The following is a 20790-nucleotide window of genomic DNA, read 5'->3' on the forward strand; positions in this document are numbered from 1 at the left end:
TATAGCTACAAACCTTGTCGCGATGTTGCCCCGTTACCAACGGCCCCATGTCCAACCCACAGGTAGTCCCGGCACCGATCTTCAACGCCTTGATCTGCGGGACCAGTTTGGCCACCAACGCATCCGCGACCTGATCGCCTACGCAGACAGCAACCGATATCGCCATGCAACGCTCACCACAAGAACCATACGCAGCACCCATCAACGCACTGACCGCATTGTCCAGATCCGCGTCCGGCATCAACACCGCGTGATTCTTCGCGCCGCCCAATGCCTGAACACGTTTACCGCGAGCAGTAGCTTCTCTATAGATGTATTCAGCGATAGGCGTTGAACCGACAAAGCTCAACGCTTTGACTTCGGGCGCTTCGATCAACGCATCCACCGCTGTTTTGTCACCGTGCACAACGTTAAGCACGCCTTTGGGCAATCCCGCCTCATTCAGCAGTTGCGCGATCAATAGGGTCGAACTGGGATCACGCTCCGAAGGTTTGAGGATGAAGCAGTTGCCGCACACGATTGCCAACGGATACATCCACAGCGGGACCATGGCCGGGAAGTTGAACGGCGTGATGCCCGCCACCACACCCAGCGGTTGAAAGTCGGACCATGCGTCAATGTTTGGCCCTACGTTGCGGCTGTACTCGCCCTTGAGAATTTCAGGCGCGGCGCACGCGTATTCGACGTTCTCGATACCGCGCTTCAATTCGCCCGCAGCGTCTTCCAGGGTCTTGCCGTGTTCTTCACTGATCAACTGCGCGATACGTGCTTCGTTCTGTTCCAGCAATTGCTTGAAGCGGAACATCACTTGAGCACGCTTGGCCGCAGGCGTGTTGCGCCAGGCCGGAAATGCGGCCTTGGCGGCATCGATTGCTTGCTGAACAGTTTCACGGCTGGCCAAGGGGACTTTATGAACGGCCTGACCGGTCGATGGATTGAACACATCGGCAGTACGGCCGGTATCGGTAACGAACTCGCCATTGATCAGGTGTTGGATGTTGCTCATGACAGGACTCCAAAAAATACGGTCAGGCGCGATCTTGGCCGCGCCTGCTGTTTAAACCCATAGCGAATCAGTCGACCTGATTCAGCACTTCGCCGACCGCATCGAACAGGCGATCCAAATCCTGCGGCTTGCTGTTGAAGGTTGGCCCGAACTGCAGGGTGTCGCCGCCGAAGCGCACGTAGAAGCCCGCTTTCCACAGTTTCATGCCGGCTTCGAAAGGACGCACGATGGCGTCACCATCACGGGGAGCGATCTGGATCGCGCCCGCCAGGCCGTAGTTACGGATATCCACGACGTTTTTCGAGCCTTTGAGGCCATGCAATGCGCTTTCGAAATGGGGCGAAACCTCGGCGACTTGCTGAACCAGACTCTCCCGCTGCAACAATTCCAGCGAGGCAAGGCCAGCGGCACAGGCGACCGGGTGCGCGGAGTAGGTGTAGCCGTGTGGAAACTCGACCGCATACTCGGGCGTTGGCTGGTTCATGAACGTGTGATAAATCTCGCTGCTGGCGATCACCGCGCCCATCGGAATAGCGCCGTTAGTGATTTGCTTGGCGATACACATCAGGTCAGGTGTTACACCGAAGCTGTCGGCACCGAACATCGAGCCGGTGCGACCGAAGCCGGTGATCACTTCGTCGAAGATCAACAGGATGTTGTGCTGATCACAAATTTCGCGCAGGCGCTTCAGATAACCCTTCGGTGGAACGATCACACCTGCGGAGCCCGCCATCGGCTCGACGATCACTGCCGCGATATTCGACGCATCGTGCAGTTCGATCAGTTTGAGCATCTCATCGGCCAGCGCGATACCACCCAGCTCCGGTTCGCCACGCGAATAGGCATTGCTGGTCAGCAAGGTGTGGGGCAAATGATCGACGTCCATCAACTGGCCGAACATTTTACGGTTGCCGTTCACACCGCCCAGGCTGGTCCCACCAATGTTGACCCCGTGATAACCACGGGCACGGCCAATCATTTTGGTTTTGGTGGCCTGACCTTTCAGGCGCCAGTAGGCACGCACCATTTTCACCGCGGTGTCCGCGCACTCGGAACCCGAGTCAGTGAAAAAGACATGATTCAGATTGCCCGGCGTCAGGTCGGTGATTTTCTCAGCGAGCTGGAAGGACAAGGGGTGGCCGTATTGGAACGCCGGCGAATAATCGAGCGTGCCCAACTGACGCGAAACAGCCTCCTGAATTTCCTTGCGCGAATGCCCAGCGCCGCACGTCCATAGCCCGGACAACGCGTCATAAATCTTGCGGCCCTTATCATCGGTCAGATAGCTGCCTTGCGCCGCCACGATCAGCCGAGGGTCGCGCTGGAAATTACGGTTTGCGGTGTATGGCATCCAATGAGCGTCGAGCTTCAATTGGCTGGCCAGAGAGTTCTCGGCGGATTCAGGAAGAGTCATGGATGCAAATACCTCACGGGGCGATGGGGCAGCTTATTGAGCTGTTTGGTTGCAGCTAAGTTGCCACGGGGATAAAGTCTGAAAAACCCAACATTTATAATCTTCAGTTAGACAACCACTAAACTATGAGCATCCGTCGACCCGATCCACTGGCCCAAGTCAGCGACTTTGATATTCGTTTGTTGCGCATCTTTCGAAGCGTAGTCGAGTCCGGCGGCTTCTCGGCGGCCGAAAGCGCGCTGGGCATAGGCCGTTCGGCGATCAGCCAACAGATGAGCGACCTTGAACAGCGTCTCGGCTTACGTCTGTGTCAGCGCGGACGTGCAGGGTTTTCCCTGACTGAAGAAGGTCGGGAGGTCTATCAATCGTCGTTGCAGCTATTAAGTGCAGTAGAAAGCTTTCGTACCGAGGTCAACGGTCTGCATCAGCATCTGCGCGGAGAACTGAACATCGGCCTGACCGACAACCTCGTCACCCTGCCCCACATGCGCATCACCCATGCCCTGGCTCAATTGAAGGAGCGCGGCCCAGACGTGCATATCCAGATCCGCATGATTGCGCCCCATGAAGTGGAACAAGGCGTGCTCGACGGGCGTCTGCACGTCGGCGTTGTGCCTCAGGCCAGCGCCCTCTCCGGTCTGGAGTATCAGCCGCTGTACAGCGAACGCTCTCTGCTTTATTGCGCCGTCGGCCATCCGCTCTTCTATATGGATGACGCCGCGCTGAACGACGAGCGACTGGATGCTCAGGACGCTATTGCGCCGACCTTTCGTTTGCCCGCCGACATTCAGGCGCATTACCAGGCACTCAATTGCACCGCCAGCGCGTCGGACCGTGAGGGCATGGCCTTTTTGATTCTCACCGGGCGTTATATCGGTTACCTGCCGGATCACTACGCCAGTCTGTGGGTTCAACAAGGCCGACTGCGAGCGCTGAAACCCACGGCGCGTTTTTATGACTTGAGCCTGGCTTCGGTCACTCGCAAGGGGCGTCGCCCTCATCTGGTGCTGGAAAGCTTCCTTGAAAGCCTGGCCGCCACCCGTTGACGCGTTTCCGGAGCCTGCGCCTTGGATGTGCGATCAGTTAAATAGCTGTTAGATATTTTATCTGTTTGATTTAAATGAATTAAATAGATAACACCATAGTATTACCTGAACACTTGGACAGCTTTTTGCACAGCATCGGTATTGACCCGCCATCATCCGCATCGAGAGCTTGATATGCAGCCTGAGTCTTCGCCCAACAACGACCTGATCTACGGCCTGAATGACCGACCAAAACCCTTGCCGGCCATACTCGCGGCCCTGCAACACGTGCTCGCCAGTTTCGTGGGCATTATCACGCCGCCCCTGGTGATTGGTTCTGCGTTGGGGCTGACCGCTTACCTGCCCTACCTGATCAGCATGGCGCTGATGGTCTCCGGCGTGGGCACGTTCATTCAGGCGCGACGCCCGTTCGGTATTGGTGCAGGCATGATCTGCCTGCAAGGCACCAGCTTCGCGTTTCTGGGGGCCATCCTGTCTGCAGGCTTCCTGGTCAAGCAGCGTGGCGGCAGCCCGGAAGACATCCTGGCAATGATCTTCGGCGTGTGTTTTTTTGGCGCGCTGGTGCAGATCGTTCTCAGCCGATTCATTGGTCAGTTGCGTCGGGTGATTACCCCGCTGGTGACAGGCATCGTCATTACCCTGATCGGCGTGAGTTTGATTAACGTGGGCATCACCGATCTGGGCGGCGGCTTCAAGGCGCCGGACTTTGGCGAGCCGATAAATTTAGGGCTTGGCGCTTTCGTGCTGTTGGTGATTATCCTGCTCAACCGCTCAAACACGCCGTGGGTGCGGCTGTCCGCAATTATCATTGGCCTCGCAGCGGGCAGCGTGGCCGCCTGGTTTTGCGGAAAACTTGAGCCGCACATCATCACCGACTTACCGATAATCAGTGTGCCAATCCCCTTCAAGTTCGGCTTCAATTTCGATTGGGCGGCTTTTCTACCCGTGGCCCTGATCTACCTGATCAGTACCCTCGAAACCGTGGGCGACCTGACTGCCAACTGCATGCTTTCGCGTCAGCCCATCAGTGGCCCCGGCTATATCGCCCGACTCAAAAGCGGCGTGCTCGGTGATGGTGTCAGTTGCATGATCGCCGCAACCTTCAGCGCATTCCCCAATACCACCTTTGCCCAGAACAACGGGGTGATTCAATTGACCGGGGTCGCCAGCCGTTATGTCGGGCTGTATATCGGCGCGGTATTGTTCTTGCTGGGGCTGTTTCCCATGATCGGTGCACTGCTCCAGCAAATCCCCAAACCCGTACTGGGCGGCGCGACCCTGGTGATGTTCGGTAGCGTTGCAGCTGCTGGCGTACGCATTCTGTCCCAAGCCCGACTGGACCGGCGCAGCATGCTGATCATTGCCACCTCCTTCGGGGTGGGCCTGGGGATTGCCGCGCAACCGACATTGCTCAGTCACCTGCCCATGATGGTGCAAACCCTGTTCGACTCAGCGATTACCAGCGGCGGCATCACGGCCATTGTGATGTGCATCCTGTTGCCGGAACATAAAGAGACCACTCACGCAGGCCAACCTGAGGCTGAAATCGAAGCCTTGGAGCATTAATTTGCACGGTGGGCTCTTGTCTGATCGTCGCGGGTGCGTTATCTGTTCTCAGCTTGCAGCCCATGATCCGTTCGGAACCGCCCATGACCTTTGAAGTCCCAGCGCACAGCGCCCAAGCCGTCGCTAAACCTGCCAGCCGCATTCGTCAGAAGAACGAAGAGGCAATCATCAAAGCCGCGGAGGACGAATTCGCCCGCCACGGCTTCAAAGGCACCAGCATGAACACCATCGCGCAGAATGCAGGCCTGCCCAAAGCCAATCTGCACTACTACTTCACCAACAAGCTGGGGTTGTACATTGCGGTATTGAGTAACATCCTTGAGCTGTGGGACAGCACCTTCAACGCGTTGAGCGTCGACGACGATCCCGCTCAGGCGCTGAGCCATTACATTCGCGCCAAGATGGAGTTTTCCCGACGTCAGCCACACGCTTCGCGAATCTTCGCCATGGAGATCATCAGCGGAGGCGAATGCCTGAATGAGTATTTCAGTCAGGACTACCGCGCCTGGTTTCAAAGCCGGGCAGCCGTGTTTCAAGCCTGGATCGACGCAGGGAAAATGGACCCGGTCGACCCCGTGCATTTGATCTTCCTGCTCTGGGGCAGCACTCAGCATTACGCTGACTTCGCCACACAGATTTGTCGGGTCACCGGTCGCACCCGTTTGACCAAGCAGGACATGGAAACCGCCAGCAACAATTTGATCCGCATCATCCTCAAAGGCTGCGGGCTGACGCCTCCGGTTGTTTGAGCGGTCCGTTACCAGAAACAGTGATTTACGTCATCGATAGCTGGACATACGCATGCCTTTTACCCTTGTCGGCCCTTGCGAATACCGTGAAGAGATTCGCAAAAGCCGCTTTATTACTCTCGCCGCACCGATCACCAGCGCCGCCCAGGCCCAGGCTTTCATTGAGCAGCACAGCGACCTTAACGCGACGCACAATTGCTGGGCGTGGAAACTGGCCGATCAATACCGCAGCAGCGACGATGGAGAACCCGGTGGGACCGCCGGTCGGCCCATCCTGGCGGCGATCGAAGCGCAGGATTGCGACCAGGTCGTGGTCTTGGTCATCCGCTGGTATGGCGGCATCCAGTTAGGCACTGGCGGCCTCGCGCGCGCGTACGGTGGCGGCGCCAATAAATGCCTGCAGCAGGCCGAGCGCCTGCCCTTGATCCATCGGGTGCAACTGAGCTGCGCGTGCAGCTTCAGCGAACTGGCCTTGGTCAAGGTGCGTCTGGCCGAACTGCATGGGCTGCTGGAGCACGAAACATTCACCGCCAACGGCGTCGAATTGCAGATCGCCCTAGGCCCGGAGCACATCGACCTTTTACAGCGACAACTGGCGGATCTAAGTCGCGGGCGCATCCTCTTGCAGCGCCTTGAGGACAACTGAATCCACGCCTTACCCCTTCCCGGTTAATTGCCCACATCTACTGTGCACCCGGCTGTGGATAAGCTGAGTACACACCCCTGCGGGCCTTGCTGCGTATGGCGTTGCGACGACTGGTCATTTTTTGCTCAATCGGCCCATTACTGAAATAAAACCTCCTGAAAACAGGGTGTTATCGTCACTTATCGCAGTTGGATACTTCACGGGGTCCCTTTATTCCCACACTTTTGGCTTGCGCACAATAACTGTGGAGCAACCTGTGGATAAGCCGTGCAAGGTTGTCGCAGGCGTAGATGGATCGTGGCGTGCGCTCAGCTGGTCATTTTTTGATCAGCCGCTGCGAGCAGATGATCCGGAAAATCACCCTCCTCTCGCGCGTTGCCTGCCTCGACGCGAACCGGCCACAGCTGCATAAGCGCCCATACCAACTCCATCAGTAAAAATCCGATCAGCAAAAAGCTCGCGCCGTGCAGGAGGGCATAGGCTTGCCACGTGGCAAACAGAAGGCGTCCGGCGGCGTCATAACGACCAAAGACCCGTTGTGGATCGCGAATCCTTAACACTGCCCAGACGCAGACAATCGAACCCAGCAAGTTCGCCATCAACATGTGCATCGGCTCGAATGGCGGGAGTGCGCCCGGCAAATTCCATGCACCGCTTACGCTCGATAAAAAGCCATGCAGCGCCGCGAAGCTCCAGGGCGTTGCGAAGGCGGCAGTGACCATCAAGTCGTACCAGGCACTGGCTTTGATCACCCGACGGTAGTGTTCTGTTTTCCACATAGCGTTGCTCCATTGATTAAAGGTGCGAGCAGGCTAAAGCCTGGAGTACGCTCCAGGGTCAAGCACCTTCAGGATCGGATCATGCGCATCGGTGAATTGGCCCACACCACGTCCGTCAGCCGCGACACATTGCGTTTTTATGAGCAGCGAGGGTTGATCGCGGCCAACCGCAGCGCCAACGGCTATCGCCATTACCCGGTGGAGATGGTGCAGTTGGTACTGTTCATCAAAACCGCACAGCGCTTGGGGTTCAGCCTCAGCGAGATCGGCAGCAGCGTGGCAGAGTTATGGAAGGCCGCCGCGCCGGACCTTGCCGTGGCGCAACTGCTGCGAGACAAACTGAGCCTGATCGAAACCCGTATCGCCGAGCTGAGCGAGTTACGCCTTGAGTTGCAACAACGCTTGGGTCAACGTTGTCCATTGAGCCCATGAGTCGGCAATTTCCCTCTGGGCTATTTCTTCCCTGAACCCCTTTTTGTGAACAAGGAGCTCGATCCATGCCGCATACCAAAACTGCGTTAATCATTGGCGCCTCCCGTGGCCTTGGCCTGGGCCTGGTGCAACGCCTGTCCGAGCAAGGCTGGCAAGTGACCGCCACGGTGCGTGACCTGCACAAAGCCGATGGACCACAGACGATCCCCGAGGTGCAGGTCGAGACGCTGGATATCAACGACCTGCACTCGTTGAATGCCTTCACCGAGAAGCTGAAGGGGCAGGTTTTCGATCTGCTGTTTGTCAACGCTGGCATCAGCGGGCCAAGGCCTCAGAGCGCCGCGCAAGCCTGCGCCGAAGATATCGGTCTGCTGTTTATGACCAACGCCATTGCCCCCATTCGTCTGGCCGAGCAAATGATCCAGCAGATACGTCCGGACACTGGCGTGCTGGCGTTCATGAGTTCGGTGCTGGGCAGCGTTACTTGCCCCGAAGGCAACGACATGACGTTGTACAAAGCCAGCAAAGCAGCGCTGAACTCCATGACCAACTCCTTCGTTACACAATTGGCCGAACCGAGGCCCACCGTGCTGTCCCTGCATCCGGGCTGGGTGAAAACTGACATGGGCGGTGAAGACGCTCATATCGATGTAGAAACCAGCACCCGTGGTTTGGTCGAACAGATTGATGCCTACGCCGGCAAGGGTGGTCACTACTTCATCAACTACAAGGGTGAAACCATTCCCTGGTAATTGACTGGCCTGATAAACTTCGGCCTCGCCGCTGCTTCTCCTGAAGCGCGGTGACCCTGGATCAGCAGACAGGGCAACACTGAGCTGGCGAACCTGAACCCCACTTTCAGAGGAGCCGGCCCATGCCTGCAACCCGCATCTGGCTACAAAACCCCTTGGCCATTTTCACCGCCAATAACCTCGACGCCCGTGGCGGCCTGGTGATTGAAGACGGTGTGATCCGCGAACTGCTCGCCGCAGGTCAGCAACCGTCCGCGCCCTGTGGACAAACCTTCGACGCCCGCGAGCATGTCGTGCTGCCGGGGCTGATCAATACCCATCACCATTTCTATCAAACCCTGACCCGTGCTTGGGCGCCAGTGGTCAATCAGCCTTTGTTTCCGTGGCTCAAAACCCTGTACCCCGTGTGGGCGCGACTCACCCCGGAGAAGCTGGCACTGGCCAGCAAAGTGGCGCTTGCCGAGTTATTGCTGTCGGGTTGCACCACTGCCGCCGACCATCACTACCTGTTTCCCGAAGGGCTGGAACACGCCATCGATGTTCAGGTGCAAAGCGTCCGTGAGCTGGGCATGCGCGCCATGCTGACTCGCGGGTCCATGAGCCTGGGTGAAGCCGACGGTGGGTTGCCGCCGCAACAAACCGTGCAGCAGGGTGAAGTGATTCTCGCCGACAGCCGGCGCCTGATCGCCGAGTATCACCAGCGCGGCGACGGGGCGCAGATTCAGATTGCGTTGGCGCCCTGCTCACCGTTTTCAGTCACCCCGGAAATCATGGCCGAAAGCGCGGCCCTTGCTGAACAACTGGATGTACGCCTGCACACGCACTTGGCAGAAACCCTCGATGAAGAGGACTTCTGCCTGCAACGCTTTGGCCTGCGCACCGTGGATTATCTAGACAGTGTCGGCTGGCTCGGGCCACGTACCTGGCTAGCCCACGGCATTCATTTCAATCCAGATGAGATCAGCCGGTTGGGCGCCGCTGGCACCGGCATCTGCCATTGCCCGAGTTCAAACATGCGCCTGGCGTCGGGCATCTGCCCCACTCTGGATTTACTGGCCACAGGCGCCCCCCTCGGGTTGGGCGTTGACGGCTCGGCGTCCAACGACGCATCGAACATGATCCTGGAAACCCGTCAGGCGCTGTACCTGCAACGCCTGCGTTATGGCGCAGAAAAAATCACCCCCGAGTTGGTGCTCGGCTGGGCCACCAAAGGCTCGGCGAAACTGCTGGGGCGCAGCGATATTGGCGAACTGGCGGTCGGCAAACAGGCGGATCTGGCCTTGTTCAAACTCGACGAACTGCGCTTCTCCGGCAGCCACGATCCGCTGTCTGCCCTGCTGCTGTGCGGTGCGGATCGGGCGGACCGGGTGATGGTTGGCGGTCGCTGGCGGGTGATCGATGGTCAAATTGAAGGCCTCGATCTAAAAAAACTGATCGCCGATCACACACAAGCGGCGCGGCAGTTGATCAGCGGCTGACGCGATGCTGTTTAGAGCCCGAGCAACGACAGCATGATGAAGGTCGCGAACAGCACAAAGTGAGTCATGCCTTCGATGGCATTGGTTTCGCCATCATTCAGGTTGATCGCGCTGACCAACAAGGTGATGAAGATCATCACGCTCTGCACCGGGGTCATCGCCATCTGGAACGGCTGACCGCTGTACAGCGCCATCGCTTCCATGATCGGAACCGTCAGGATCACCGTCGACAACGAGGCGCCCAATGCAATGTTGACCACTGACTGCATACGGTTGGCCAAGGCGGCGCGCAAGGCCGTCAGGATCTCCGGGGCGGCAGAAATCGCCGCCACCAGAATCGCCGTCATGACCGGCGGCGCACCCGTCCCTTCCAGACCCAGATCGACGGTTTTCGACATCACTTCCGCCAGCGCGCCAATCACCACCACGCCAAACACCAGGGTGCCGATGGCGCGCACCAGATTGACCGGGGGATCTTCTTCGGCGGTCGGATTCTTGCGCTTTTTTTCCGGGTAGCTGTAGCTGAAAAAGTAACTGTGCGGCCCCACCTGCATGCGCAGAAACAAGGTGTACAGCACCACCATCGCACCGATGGTGAACGCCGAATAAACCTTCCAGTCACCTTCGGGAATGAACTCAGGCACCACCATGGAAACACCCATAGCGGTGAGGATCATTACGCTGTAAGTACGTGCCGAATCATCGTTGTAGGACTGTTCGCCATGCTTGAGCCCACCCATCAGCGCCGCCAGCCCCAGAATGCCGTTGATATCGAGCATCACCGCAGAATAAATCGTATCGCGCACCAGGGTCGGCGAAGGTTCGTTGCTCATCATAATTGCCAGAATCACGACCTCGACCAAGACGGCCGACAGCGTCAGGATCATCGTGCCATAGGGATCACCGACCTTATGCGCCAACAGTTCGGCATGGTGGGCCACCCGCATCGAGGCGCAGACAATGGCCAACACCAATGCGATCCCGCCCGCCAGCGCAACACCTTGGCCGTGATTCAGTAACGCAGGTTCAAGGGGGAACGCAATAATCGCTGCCAAGACAGCCAGCAGTAGAAACTTTTCTTCTCTCAAATAGGTCAGCATTGGCATGCCTTGGGTCAAAAATGTCTGGCCGGGGGACTGGCCTGAGCCATACAGATGGCTCACTGTCAGTAAATGTTTCGCTGCTAACGGTAACAGCAAAGACGTTGCTCCATGGCTCGAACCGGCGAGTCAGCCATGTCACGTAAAGGAAGCACTCTCCACGCGGGCATCCCTCTGTAGAATGCCAACTATCTGCACCTGATGAGAAAAGCACATGTACGAATGGCTCAACGCCTTGCCCAAGGCAGAACTGCACCTGCACCTGGAAGGTTCACTGGAACCCGAATTGCTCTTTGCACTGGCCGATCGCAACAAGATCGCCCTGCCCTGGACCGATGTCGAAACCCTGCGCCGGGCCTATGCCTTCAACAATTTGCAGGAGTTTCTCGACCTGTATTACCGGGGCGCGGACGTCCTGCGTACCGAGCAGGATTTTTACGACCTTACCTGGGCTTACCTGCAACGCTGCAAGGCGCAGAACGTCATCCACACAGAACCCTTCTTCGATCCGCAAACCCACACCGATCGGGGCATCCCCTTTGAAGTGGTGATCAACGGTATCGCCAGTGCCTTGAAGGACGGCCAGGAAAAACTCGGCATCTCCAGCGGGCTAATTCTCAGCTTCCTGCGTCATTTGAGCGAAGACGAAGCCGAGAAGACCCTCGATCAGGCCCTACCCTTTCGTGATGCGTTTGTTGCGGTGGGTTTGGACAGCTCTGAAATGGGCCATCCACCGAGCAAGTTCCAACGCGTGTTCGACCGCGCGCGCAATGAAGGCTTTTTGACGGTTGCCCATGCTGGCGAAGAGGGTCCGCCCGACTACATCTGGCAGGCGCTGGACCTGTTGAAGATTCAGCGTATCGATCACGGTGTGCGCGCTATCGAAGATGAGCGGCTGATGCAACGCATCATCGATGAACAGATCCCGCTGACGGTGTGCCCACTGTCCAACACCAAGCTCCGCGTCTTCGACGACATGGCCCAGCACAACATTCTCGACATGCTTGAGCGCGGCGTGAAAGTAACGGTCAACTCGGACGACCCCGCGTATTTCGGTGGCTATGTGACCGAGAACTTTTACGCGTTGCACAGCCATCTGGGGATGACCCAGGATCAGGCCCGACGCTTGGCGCAAAACAGCCTGGATGCGCGATTGGTCAAACCTTGATATGAGGGTGATCGTTCCCACGCATGAATGCGCGGGAACGACTGGGACCGTCAGGCAGCCGAGGCTATTTTGCTGATCTCACGCTGCCCGTTGGTTGAGACCTGCAAGGCGGTGGACTCATCGCTGGTGCGCAACCAGCCCAGCTGTATGAACAATTGCAGTAACCCAGCACCCAATGCACCGCCTAAATGCGGTGTGCGCTCGCTCCAGTCGGGGCAGGCGCACACCGTCTGGCGCTTTCGATAGGCCAGCGCCGGAACATAGATGCCGCGCTCGGCGAATTGAGCGACACCTTTGCTGGTGACTTCGATGCGCTGCTCATGTTGCTCGATCCAGCCAGCCCCCAACAGACGCTGATACAGCTCTGCCGCCAGTTCGCCCCCCAAATGATCAGCACAAACCCGGGCGCGACGTAGTGGCAATGGGGGTGTGGATGGAACGGATTGCGCCGCACTTCTGCTGATGTGATCGGAGCTGACCAACGAAGCATTGGCCAACGCCTCGACCGCCGCACCGACTTCCGGCGCGGCCAACCGGAAGAAACGCTTTCTGCCACGCGTCTCCTGCTTCAATAGCCCGCCGGTAGCCAGTCGCGCCAAATGCGCACCCGCCGAAGAAGTGGATAGACCAGCCAGCAAGGCCAGTTCGTCTGCGGGGCGGGCGGTACCATCCATCAACGCCCAAATCATTGCACTGCGCTTAGGGTCAGCCAGCAGCGCGGCAATCTGGCTAATGCAAGGTGCATATTCCATGTATTCACTCCCTGTTGAAACATTCGTCTATCGCACTGACATAGTGAACAGCAAATCGGATCCAGCCAAGACGCTAAGCAGCCAAAACCAGGGCCGTATTTCACCTATACACCCAGAATGTCATATCGCAGCCCTTGCATGCCGCAACCATTTTTTGACTCAGGCACCACTCAAATCTGCATTGATAGCGCGTTGCCTGATAGCGTCCTGCACCTCAGACCCAGCTTGACGACTTATGCGGACTTGGCCGCTGGCGCCAAGTATAAGCCCGGCGCCCTGTTACGAAATGGGATTAAAACCACGACAGACGATTGGCCGACACGCTATAGGCAAAGTCCGACACCACGCAGGCCAACGAAAATCCGTCTCGATTTACCTGCCTGCCTTGAAAGCAGCGCTGGCCGGACACTTTCAGTCACTCACGGAAAAGTCTGGCGAACATCGCGAGGGAAATGCCTACGAAAAAAACACAAAAAACAGGCAAGAAAATACGACCTGAAAACAGCGTTGTCTGCGCTGAATACGCTTGATAAGATTTTTTTTGCAGCGCGCCTTCGTGCCGACTGTCAGACAATTCCATTGCTGCTGTAAGCCACCGCAACATGAACCTGACGTCACTTGCTGACAGGATGTCGTTGCGCCAGCTCAGAACAGCGCGACCTGAGCATCTCGCACAATAAATTGACCGGTTTACTCAGTTGAGCCCGGTGCGCACAGAGCAAATTGAGCGGCGCCAACTCGCCCAGTAATTCCGGCATCAACAGTTTCAGGCGTCCAGCCTGCACATCAGCCGCAACATCCAGCCAGGATTTATACGCCACGCCGGCACCCGCGACCGCCCACAGGCGTACGACGTCGGCATCGTCGCTAAAACGATCCCCGTGCACCGTCAGGCTCATTTCACGTTTGCCGTCATGGAAGTGCCAATGGTCATGCACCCTATTACCGAGCATGAACAGTAGGCAGTTGTGCTGCGCCAGTTGCTCCACATGCTGCGGCTCGCCATGACGGGCCAGATAAGACGGCGCCGCGCACAGCACGCGACGGTTATCCGGGACGATGGGTAACGCGATCAGGCTTGAGTCTTCCGGCTCGCCATAGCGCAGGGCAACGTCTACAGGCTGGCGAAATAAATCGGCAATCCTGTCACCTAGCAGAAGGCGGACAGTGAGTTGCGGATGTTGGCGCTGAAATTCGTCGAGCCAGGGCAATAACACGTTACGGCCAAAATCCGAGGGCGCCGATAACTGCAAGACGCCGCTGACTTGATCCTGACTGCTGGCCAGCAAGCGCCGCCCCTCCTCCAGGCTACTCAGGGCAGCACGGGCGTACTCGAGAAATCCCTCGCCCTCGGCCGTCAGACGCAAGCTACGGGTCGAGCGTGCCAGCAGACGTGCGCCCAATTGTCGCTCGATACGTTTCAGTGCAGCGCTGGCGACCGCCGCCGACATGTCCATGCCCCGTGCAGCAGCGGACAGGCTGCCCAGATCGGCAGCCCGGACAAATAGTTGCAGATCATCAAAACGGAGCATCATTTGCCTTGATTATCAAAAATAAATTGAAAGAGACTGCAGTTTTAGCCGGTTTTATCTTTAAGAGAAATAGCCAATCATTCCTCCAGCCCATTTACCCAGTCTTTTCCTCCAGGAGCACCCCCCATGAAAGCCATCGCCTACTACCAGTCGTTGCCCATCAGCGACCCCCTGTCATTGCAGGACATCGAACTGGCCGAGCCGGTTGCCGGCCCTCGCGATTTGCTGGTGGACGTTAAAGCCATCTCCGTGAACCCGGTCGATACCAAGGTTCGCCAGAACGTTCAACCCGAAGGTGGTGACAGCAAGGTGCTGGGTTGGGACGTTGCCGGTGTCGTCAAAGCGGTCGGCAGCCAAGTGACACTGTTTCAGCCAGGCGACAAAGTGTTCTATGCAGGCTCCATCGCGCGAGCCGGTGCCAACAGCGAACGGCACGTGGTCGATGAGCGAATTGTCGGGCACATGCCAAAATCCCTGAGCTTCGCCCATGCCGCGGCCTTGCCGCTGACGGCGATCACCGCGTGGGAGTTGCTCTTCGAACGCCTGCAAATTACCGAAGGCGCCGCTGAGACAGCGCAAAGCCTAATGATCGTCGGTGCTGCCGGCGGCGTGGGTTCGATGCTCACTCAGCTGGCCCGCCAGTTGACCGGGCTAACCGTCATCGGCACTGCCTCACGACCTGAAACCGAGGCCTGGGTTCGCGAACTGGGCGCGCATCATGTGCTTGATCACAGCAAGCCGCTGAACGAAGAACTCACCCGCGCAGGTCTACCACACGTGACTCACGTGGCCAGCCTGACACAGACTGACCAGCATCTGGATCAACTGGTCGAAGCCCTGGCGCCGCAAGGTCGACTGGCATTGATCGATGATCCCAAATCCCTCGACGTCAGCAAGCTGAAACGCAAGAGTCTGTCGCTGCATTGGGAGTTCATGTACACCCGGTCACTGTTCGAAACCGACGACATGATCGAGCAGCATAAACTGCTCAACCGTGTCGCAGAGCTGATCGATGCCGGCACCTTGAAAACCACGTTTGGTGAGCACTTCGGCACCATCAACGCCGCCAACCTGCGTCGCGCTCATGCTTTTCTGGAAAGCGGCAAGGCCAAAGGCAAGATTGTTCTGGAAGGGTTTTGATGTTCCAGGACCGTCAGTCAGACGCTTGATCTGGATCATTACGTTCGGTCAATGCAGGACTACACTTTCCTCCTTTACCAACAGGAGGAAATCAGCAATGAAAGTCCTGGTACGTGAATCCGAAAAACCTCAGGCCCAAGGGAGTCAGTGGCAGGTCCGCATGGATCAGCACGTTGTGAGCTTTCGTACTGAAGCCGACGCCCGCGCCTTCGTCAATACGCTTGAGTCCCGACTGCAGGCTCCGCACAGACTCCCCGAAAGTCGCCAACACGCCACTGGCTAAACCAGGACTGGCCTGCAACTCGGACAGCCTCAGACCTGAGCCGTTTGAATCACAAGCGCGTCACGCTTGCGCTGTAAACGGCGGGTCAACACAGCGGCAGTCACCGCTAAAATCCCGCACAAGCTGATCACTGTTGCCATCGGAATGGCGCTGCCATCGTGCAGCACGCCCACCAATGCCGACGCCCCTGCGGCGACACTGAATTGCAGACACCCAAGCAAAGCCGACGCACTGCCGGCCCTCGCCCATTGACCGTTCATGGCACAGGCCGACGCATTGGGGATGATGCAACCCAAGCTGGCAATACAGATGAACAGCGGGATCAACAACGGCCAAAGCGCTTGGGTGTGCAGCCCGGCAATGCCGAGCAAGGCCAACGCTGCCACCAAATAAACCCAGACTGCGCGTGACAGCAGAAACGCTGGCCCGAGCCTGCCCAATATCCGCGCATTGACCTGCGCCACCAAAATGAAACCCGCCGCGTTAGTGCCAAACAGCCAGCCGTAGTGCTCCGGTGGCACGCCATATAATTTGATGAACACGAATGGCGAGCCGGCGATGTAGGCGAACATACCGGCCATGGCGATGCCGCCGGTCAAGGCGTGGCCGAGGAATATCCGGTCAGCCAACAGTCGCCGATACTGCCCTAGCGCGCCAGCCAAAGGATGGCGTGGATGGGCAGCGGGCATGCTTTCCGGCAAACCCAGCGCGACCGCCAGCGAGCACACAGCGCTAAACCCCGTCAGCACCAGAAAGATCGACTGCCAGCCATACAGGTTGACCAACAGGCCACCCAGCATCGGCGCAAGAATCGGCGCCAGCCCCATGACCAACATCAATTGCGAGAAGACTTTAGCCGACTGCACGGCGTCGCACTTATCGCTGACAATCGCCCGCGATAACACCATCCCGGCGCAACCACCCAACGCCTGAACGAAGCGTGCAGCAATCAGCCACTCGAGCGTGGGTGCAAAAGCGCACGCCAGCGATGCCAGGGTAAACAGCCCGACGCCAACCAGCAGCGGGACGCGCCGACCAAAGCGATCCGCGACCGGACCATAGGCCAACTGACCGATGGACAACCCCAGGAAATAAGACGCCAAGGTCAGTTGCACATGCCTTTCGTCGGTGCCAAACGCCAAGGCAATGGCCGGAAAGCCAGGCAGATAAAAATCAATGGCCAATGGCCCAAAAGCGCTCAAAGCGCCAAGAATCAGGATTATTCTCAGGTTCATCAGGCATCCAAAACTGTATTCAGCGCAGCCCGTTAGTCTAACCGTCCTGAATCTTTAGAGCGCCTTGATAGAAAAATTACTTCACGATTTTTCAGCGAGCTGACAAGCCCCTGCGCAGTGGCTGATTTTAAACCACGTGTACCGCATACCCTTCGGTGCTGATCAGGCTGACAATGGCCTCGGCCGACAGTGTGCTTTCGACCCGCACCTCGCCGCGGGTCAAATCGACCTGAACGTCCGCCGCCGGATCGCTGCTCTGCACCGCTTGGGTGATTGCACGAACGCAGTGACCGCACGACATACCCTGAACATTGAATCGTTGCATGGTGTTGCTCCTTGATAAGGTTGCAGGCATGTTCAACCTTTCCATTGGGGTAAGGTCAAGCGTCTGTTTTTTCTGTCGAGCTGGTATTCGTCTCGCGCCTCGGCCAAGCTGCGGCATCAACGTATTAAAAGCAGGAGTATCAGCAATGCGCTGGTCAGCACTGAGCCTAATGAGCATCCTCAGCCTATCGGTGTTAGCACCCTGGGCCCACGCCGACTCGCAGGACTACGGCGTCCTGATCATTTCCCGGGAGCGGCTGGAGGTGAACACCTCGTGCGAGATCGGTCTGTATCTTCAGGATCAATTGGTCGGGCGTTTGTTTCAGGAGGAGTCAAGGTCCTTCAACCTGCCGCCAGGCAAAACCTCTATTCGCCTGCGTCTCCTGCCCGGCCAAGTATCAGGGTGCGAGCCGGGCATGGATGTGCCCCCGAGCGTGGTCATTGAAATGCAGGCTGGCGAAGTCCGTAAATACCGGATTGCCGTGGGCCCCAATGGCATGTACCTGAAACAGACACCTCTGGGGTATTGATGGGGGCTTGACCTTACCCATGTGGCAAGGTTAATCCTTCGGGTATCGCCCCTTAGGGAACTTACCCATGTCCACGTCCAACACGCTCGAACTGCCAATAACCGGAATGACCTGCGCCAGTTGTGCCGGACGGGTCGAGCGCGCGTTAAGCAAAATTGCAGGCGTCAAAACTGTCAGCGTCAATTTGGCCAGCGAGCGTGCCCACGTTGAATCGTCATGGCCGATCGACCCTGCGGTTCTGATTGCAGCCGTCAGTCAGGCTGGCTACGGCGCAAGCCTGTTGGAAGACACCCGTGCCAACGCCGACGACCAACAACATCGCCTGACCCGGGAACGCTGGTCATTGCTGCTGGCAATTGCCCTGGCGCTACCGCTGGTCATACCGATGCTGCTGGCGCCATTCGGGGTGCACTGGATGCTACCGGCCTGGGTGCAGTTTGCCTTGGCCACGCCCGTCCAGTTCATTCTCGGCGCACGGTTTTACATTGCGGCCTGGAAAGCCGTCAGGGCGGGTGCTGGCAACATGGATTTGCTGGTCGCGCTGGGTACCAGTGCCGGTTATGGCCTGAGTATTTATCAATGGGCGAACACCGCGCCGGGCAGCATGCCGCATCTGTATTTCGAAGCCTCAGCAGTAGTGATCGCACTGGTACTGCTGGGCAAATACCTGGAAAGCCGCGCCAAACGCCAGACCGCCAGCGCCATTCGCGCCCTCGAAGCCCTGCGCCCGGAACGTGCCATTCAACTGATCGACGGACAAGAACGGGACGTGGCCATCAGCGCGTTGCGCCTCAATGATCGGGTAGTGGTCAAACCTGGCGAACGCTTCCCGGTGGATGGCGAAGTGATCGATGGCCAGAGTCACGCCGACGAAGCCTTGATCAGCGGCGAGAGTCTGCCCGTGCCAAAACAACCGGGTGACAAGGTTACCGGTGGCGCGATCAATGGCGAAGGCCGCTTGCTGGTCGAGACCCGGGCGCTGGGCGCGGAAACCGTGTTGGCGCGGATCATTCGTCTGGTCGAAGATGCTCAAGCGGGCAAAGCACCGATTCAGAAGCTTGTGGATAAAGTCAGCCAGGTGTTCGTCCCGACGGTGCTGGTGATCGCCTTTTTCACGCTGGCGGGATGGCTGCTGGCCGGTGCGCCGCTGGAAACGGCCCTGATCAATGCCGTGGCGGTGTTGGTGATTGCCTGCCCTTGCGCGCTGGGGCTGGCGACGCCCACCGCAATCATGGCCGGCACTGGCGTGGCGGCGCGTTATGGCATTTTGATCAAGGACGCTGAGGCACTGGAGCGCGCCCATGAAGTCACGGCAGTGGTCTTCGACAAGACCGGCACCCTGACGTCCGGTACGCCACGCATCGCACACCTGAGTGCTGTCGATGGCAACGAAGACGTCCTGCTGCAATGGGCCGGTGCCCTGCAACGGGGTAGCGAGCATCCGTTGGCCAAGGCCGTACTGGATGCCTGCGCGGCACGCCAGTTGAACGTCGAGGGGGTCGTTGCCAGCCAGGCGCTACCGGGGCGAGGCATTGCCGGGACCGTGCACGGTCGGGATCTGGCGCTGGGCAATCGCCGTCTGCTGGAAGAAACCGGCCTGACTACAGGCGCCTTGGCGGAGTCCGCGCACGCCTGGGAGGCAGAGGGTCGTACGTTATCCTGGCTGATCGAACGGGGTGCGCAGCCATCAGTGCTGGGCCTGTTCGCTTTCGGTGACACCCTCAAACCCGGCGCGCTACAAGCGGTTCAACAACTCACCGCACGCCATATCAGCAGCCACTTGCTCACTGGCGACAATCGCGGCAGCGCCCACGCGGTGGCCGAGGCATTGGGTATCAACGACGTGCACGCAGAAGTCCTGCCCGCCGATAAAGCGGCGACGGTCGTCGAGCTGAAAAAAACCGGCGTGGTGGCGATGGTCGGCGACGGCATCAATGACGCCCCAGCCTTGGCGGCGGCGGACATCGGCATTGCCATGGGCGACGGCACCGATGTGGCGATGCATGCAGCCGGAATTACCCTGATGCGGGGTGATCCGCGCCTGATACCGGCAGCCCTGGAGATCAGCCGCAAAACCTATGCGAAGATTCGCCAGAACCTGTTCTGGGCCTTCGTCTACAACCTGATTGGCATTCCGCTGGCCGCATTCGGCTTCCTCAACCCGGTATTCGCGGGGGCCGCAATGGCGCTGTCGAGTGTCAGTGTGGTGAGCAATGCGTTGCTGCTGAAAACCTGGAAACCGAAGGATATTGATTGAGGAGCGATGATGAATATCGGTCAAGCCGCCAAAAAAAGTGGTCTGAGCGCCAAGATGATTCGTTATTACGAGTCCATTAGCCTGCTCAAGGCCGCGCACCGCAGTGACAGCGGTTATCGCCTGTATGGGCCGGAAGACCTGCATACGCTGGCCTTTATCAAGCGTTCGCGGGATCTGGGTTTCTCGCTGGAAGAGATCGCCAAACTGCTGACCCTCTGGCAGGACCGCCAGCGTGCCAGCGGCGATGTGAAGGACTTGGCGCGTAAACATATCACTGCGTTGAATCAGAAGATCGATGAACTGGCCAGCCTGCGCGATACCTTGCAAGAGCTGGTCGAACACTGCCAAGGCGACCACCGCCCGGATTGCCCGATTCTCAAGGACCTGGCGTCGGGTGGGTGTTGCGACTGACCTGAACCGCGCCAGCTTCTTCGCAGGCAAGCCTGCTCCTATCAAATAGATTTTTAGTCTTTTAAAAACAATGTGTTGGCGCAGTTTATTGGGTGTATATCCGGCATGTTTGGTTGCTGGACTTATGGTTTCGCTTTTACAGCGAGGAACCTTTTACAAACGTCGGGACGCCGAACCGCAAAAAGGTCCC

General features: G+C 58.1%; 21 protein-coding genes (1 of these 21 cut by a window edge). 13 read left to right on the forward strand and 8 right to left on the reverse strand.

Features of this window, described 5'->3' with window-relative positions:
* Positions 1–1006, reverse strand: the 5' portion of a protein-coding gene (locus tag AC1ME2_RS09860) for a CoA-acylating methylmalonate-semialdehyde dehydrogenase (RefSeq protein ID WP_480440767.1). It extends 488 nt beyond the left edge of the window; 1006 of the gene's 1494 nt are visible here — the first part of the coding sequence; the start codon lies at positions 1004–1006; the stop codon falls past the left edge of the window.
* Positions 1007–1073: 67 nt separating this feature from the next.
* The gene (gene aptA / locus AC1ME2_RS09865; protein ID WP_480440769.1) at positions 1074–2420 is read right to left on the reverse strand and encodes an omega-aminotransferase AptA; all 1347 of its coding nucleotides are present in this window, start codon (positions 2418–2420) and stop codon (positions 1074–1076) included.
* Between the two features lie 125 nt (positions 2421–2545).
* On the opposite strand from aptA, the gene AC1ME2_RS09870 reads away from it, so the two are divergent.
* From AC1ME2_RS09870 to AC1ME2_RS09885, 4 genes are all read left to right on the forward strand, one after another.
* Positions 2546–3466 (forward strand): LysR family transcriptional regulator, encoded by a 921-nt coding sequence (locus AC1ME2_RS09870; RefSeq protein ID WP_480440771.1) that lies wholly within the window; start codon positions 2546–2548, stop codon positions 3464–3466.
* A 174-nt stretch (positions 3467–3640) separates the two neighbouring features.
* Positions 3641–5032, forward strand: coding sequence for a uracil-xanthine permease family protein (locus AC1ME2_RS09875; protein WP_480440772.1), 1392 nt, complete (start codon positions 3641–3643; stop codon positions 5030–5032).
* Positions 5033–5115: 83 nt separating this feature from the next.
* Positions 5116–5781 (forward strand): TetR/AcrR family transcriptional regulator, encoded by a 666-nt coding sequence (locus AC1ME2_RS09880; RefSeq protein WP_480440773.1) that lies wholly within the window; start codon positions 5116–5118, stop codon positions 5779–5781.
* 52 nt (positions 5782–5833) lie between these two features.
* Complete coding sequence (locus tag AC1ME2_RS09885) at positions 5834–6427, forward strand: IMPACT family protein (protein ID WP_480440774.1); 594 nt, start codon at positions 5834–5836, stop codon at positions 6425–6427.
* A 308-nt stretch (positions 6428–6735) separates the two neighbouring features.
* Here the strand turns inward: AC1ME2_RS09885 and AC1ME2_RS09890 are convergent, their stop codons facing one another.
* Positions 6736–7206: a hypothetical protein gene (locus tag AC1ME2_RS09890; RefSeq protein WP_480440775.1), complete on the reverse strand. Its 471-nt coding sequence runs from the start codon at positions 7204–7206 to the stop codon at positions 6736–6738.
* Positions 7207–7287: 81 nt separating this feature from the next.
* On the opposite strand from AC1ME2_RS09890, the gene AC1ME2_RS09895 reads away from it, so the two are divergent.
* The 3 genes from AC1ME2_RS09895 to AC1ME2_RS09905 all read left to right on the forward strand — a co-directional run bounded on the left by AC1ME2_RS09895 (position 7288) and on the right by AC1ME2_RS09905 (position 9868).
* Positions 7288–7638 carry a MerR family transcriptional regulator gene (locus AC1ME2_RS09895; protein ID WP_480440776.1) on the forward strand — a complete coding sequence of 117 codons (351 nt, stop codon included), beginning with the start codon at positions 7288–7290 and terminating at the stop codon, positions 7636–7638.
* 65 nt (positions 7639–7703) lie between these two features.
* The gene (locus AC1ME2_RS09900) at positions 7704–8390 is read left to right on the forward strand and encodes an SDR family oxidoreductase (RefSeq protein WP_480440777.1); all 687 of its coding nucleotides are present in this window, start codon (positions 7704–7706) and stop codon (positions 8388–8390) included.
* 122 nt (positions 8391–8512) lie between these two features.
* Positions 8513–9868, forward strand: coding sequence for an 8-oxoguanine deaminase (locus AC1ME2_RS09905; protein ID WP_480440779.1), 1356 nt, complete (start codon positions 8513–8515; stop codon positions 9866–9868).
* 11 nt (positions 9869–9879) lie between these two features.
* Here the strand turns inward: AC1ME2_RS09905 and AC1ME2_RS09910 are convergent, their stop codons facing one another.
* Positions 9880–10968: a calcium:cation antiporter gene (locus AC1ME2_RS09910; protein WP_480442070.1), complete on the reverse strand. Its 1089-nt coding sequence runs from the start codon at positions 10966–10968 to the stop codon at positions 9880–9882.
* Positions 10969–11182: 214 nt separating this feature from the next.
* Here AC1ME2_RS09910 and AC1ME2_RS09915 point away from each other — a divergent pair, with 214 nt between their 5' ends.
* Positions 11183–12136 (forward strand): adenosine deaminase, encoded by a 954-nt coding sequence (locus tag AC1ME2_RS09915; protein WP_480440780.1) that lies wholly within the window; start codon positions 11183–11185, stop codon positions 12134–12136.
* A 50-nt stretch (positions 12137–12186) separates the two neighbouring features.
* On the opposite strand, the gene AC1ME2_RS09920 is transcribed toward AC1ME2_RS09915, so the two are convergent.
* Complete coding sequence (locus AC1ME2_RS09920) at positions 12187–12888, reverse strand: ArsR/SmtB family transcription factor (RefSeq protein WP_480440781.1); 702 nt, start codon at positions 12886–12888, stop codon at positions 12187–12189.
* A gap of 614 nt (positions 12889–13502) precedes the next feature.
* Positions 13503–14420, reverse strand: a complete 918-nt coding sequence (locus tag AC1ME2_RS09925) for a LysR family transcriptional regulator (RefSeq protein WP_480442071.1) — start codon at positions 14418–14420, stop codon at positions 13503–13505.
* A 126-nt stretch (positions 14421–14546) separates the two neighbouring features.
* Between AC1ME2_RS09925 and AC1ME2_RS09930 the strand changes: the two genes are divergently transcribed.
* Entirely contained in the window at positions 14547–15560 is a 1014-nt protein-coding gene (locus AC1ME2_RS09930) for a zinc-binding alcohol dehydrogenase family protein (protein ID WP_480440783.1), read from the forward strand.
* 97 nt (positions 15561–15657) lie between these two features.
* Positions 15658–15843 (forward strand): hypothetical protein, encoded by a 186-nt coding sequence (locus tag AC1ME2_RS09935; protein WP_480440784.1) that lies wholly within the window; start codon positions 15658–15660, stop codon positions 15841–15843.
* 29 nt (positions 15844–15872) lie between these two features.
* On the opposite strand, the gene AC1ME2_RS09940 is transcribed toward AC1ME2_RS09935, so the two are convergent.
* On the reverse strand, positions 15873–17078 hold the full coding sequence (locus tag AC1ME2_RS09940) for a multidrug effflux MFS transporter (protein ID WP_480440786.1): 1206 nt from the start codon (positions 17076–17078) through the stop codon (positions 15873–15875).
* A 127-nt stretch (positions 17079–17205) separates the two neighbouring features.
* The gene (locus tag AC1ME2_RS09945) at positions 17206–17403 is read right to left on the reverse strand and encodes a heavy-metal-associated domain-containing protein (protein ID WP_480440788.1); all 198 of its coding nucleotides are present in this window, start codon (positions 17401–17403) and stop codon (positions 17206–17208) included.
* Positions 17404–17548: 145 nt separating this feature from the next.
* On the opposite strand from AC1ME2_RS09945, the gene AC1ME2_RS09950 reads away from it, so the two are divergent.
* The 3 genes from AC1ME2_RS09950 (at position 17549) to cueR (ending at position 20600) form a co-directional block, all read left to right on the forward strand.
* Positions 17549–17932 carry a hypothetical protein gene (locus AC1ME2_RS09950; protein ID WP_480440790.1) on the forward strand — a complete coding sequence of 128 codons (384 nt, stop codon included), beginning with the start codon at positions 17549–17551 and terminating at the stop codon, positions 17930–17932.
* A gap of 67 nt (positions 17933–17999) precedes the next feature.
* Positions 18000–20189 carry a heavy metal translocating P-type ATPase gene (locus AC1ME2_RS09955; protein ID WP_480440792.1) on the forward strand — a complete coding sequence of 730 codons (2190 nt, stop codon included), beginning with the start codon at positions 18000–18002 and terminating at the stop codon, positions 20187–20189.
* Positions 20190–20198: 9 nt separating this feature from the next.
* Entirely contained in the window at positions 20199–20600 is a 402-nt protein-coding gene (gene cueR, locus AC1ME2_RS09960; RefSeq protein WP_480440793.1) for a Cu(I)-responsive transcriptional regulator, read from the forward strand.
* The last annotated feature ends 190 nt before the right edge of the window (positions 20601–20790 follow it).

Source organism: Pseudomonas sp. ASL9 (assembly GCF_056680335.1).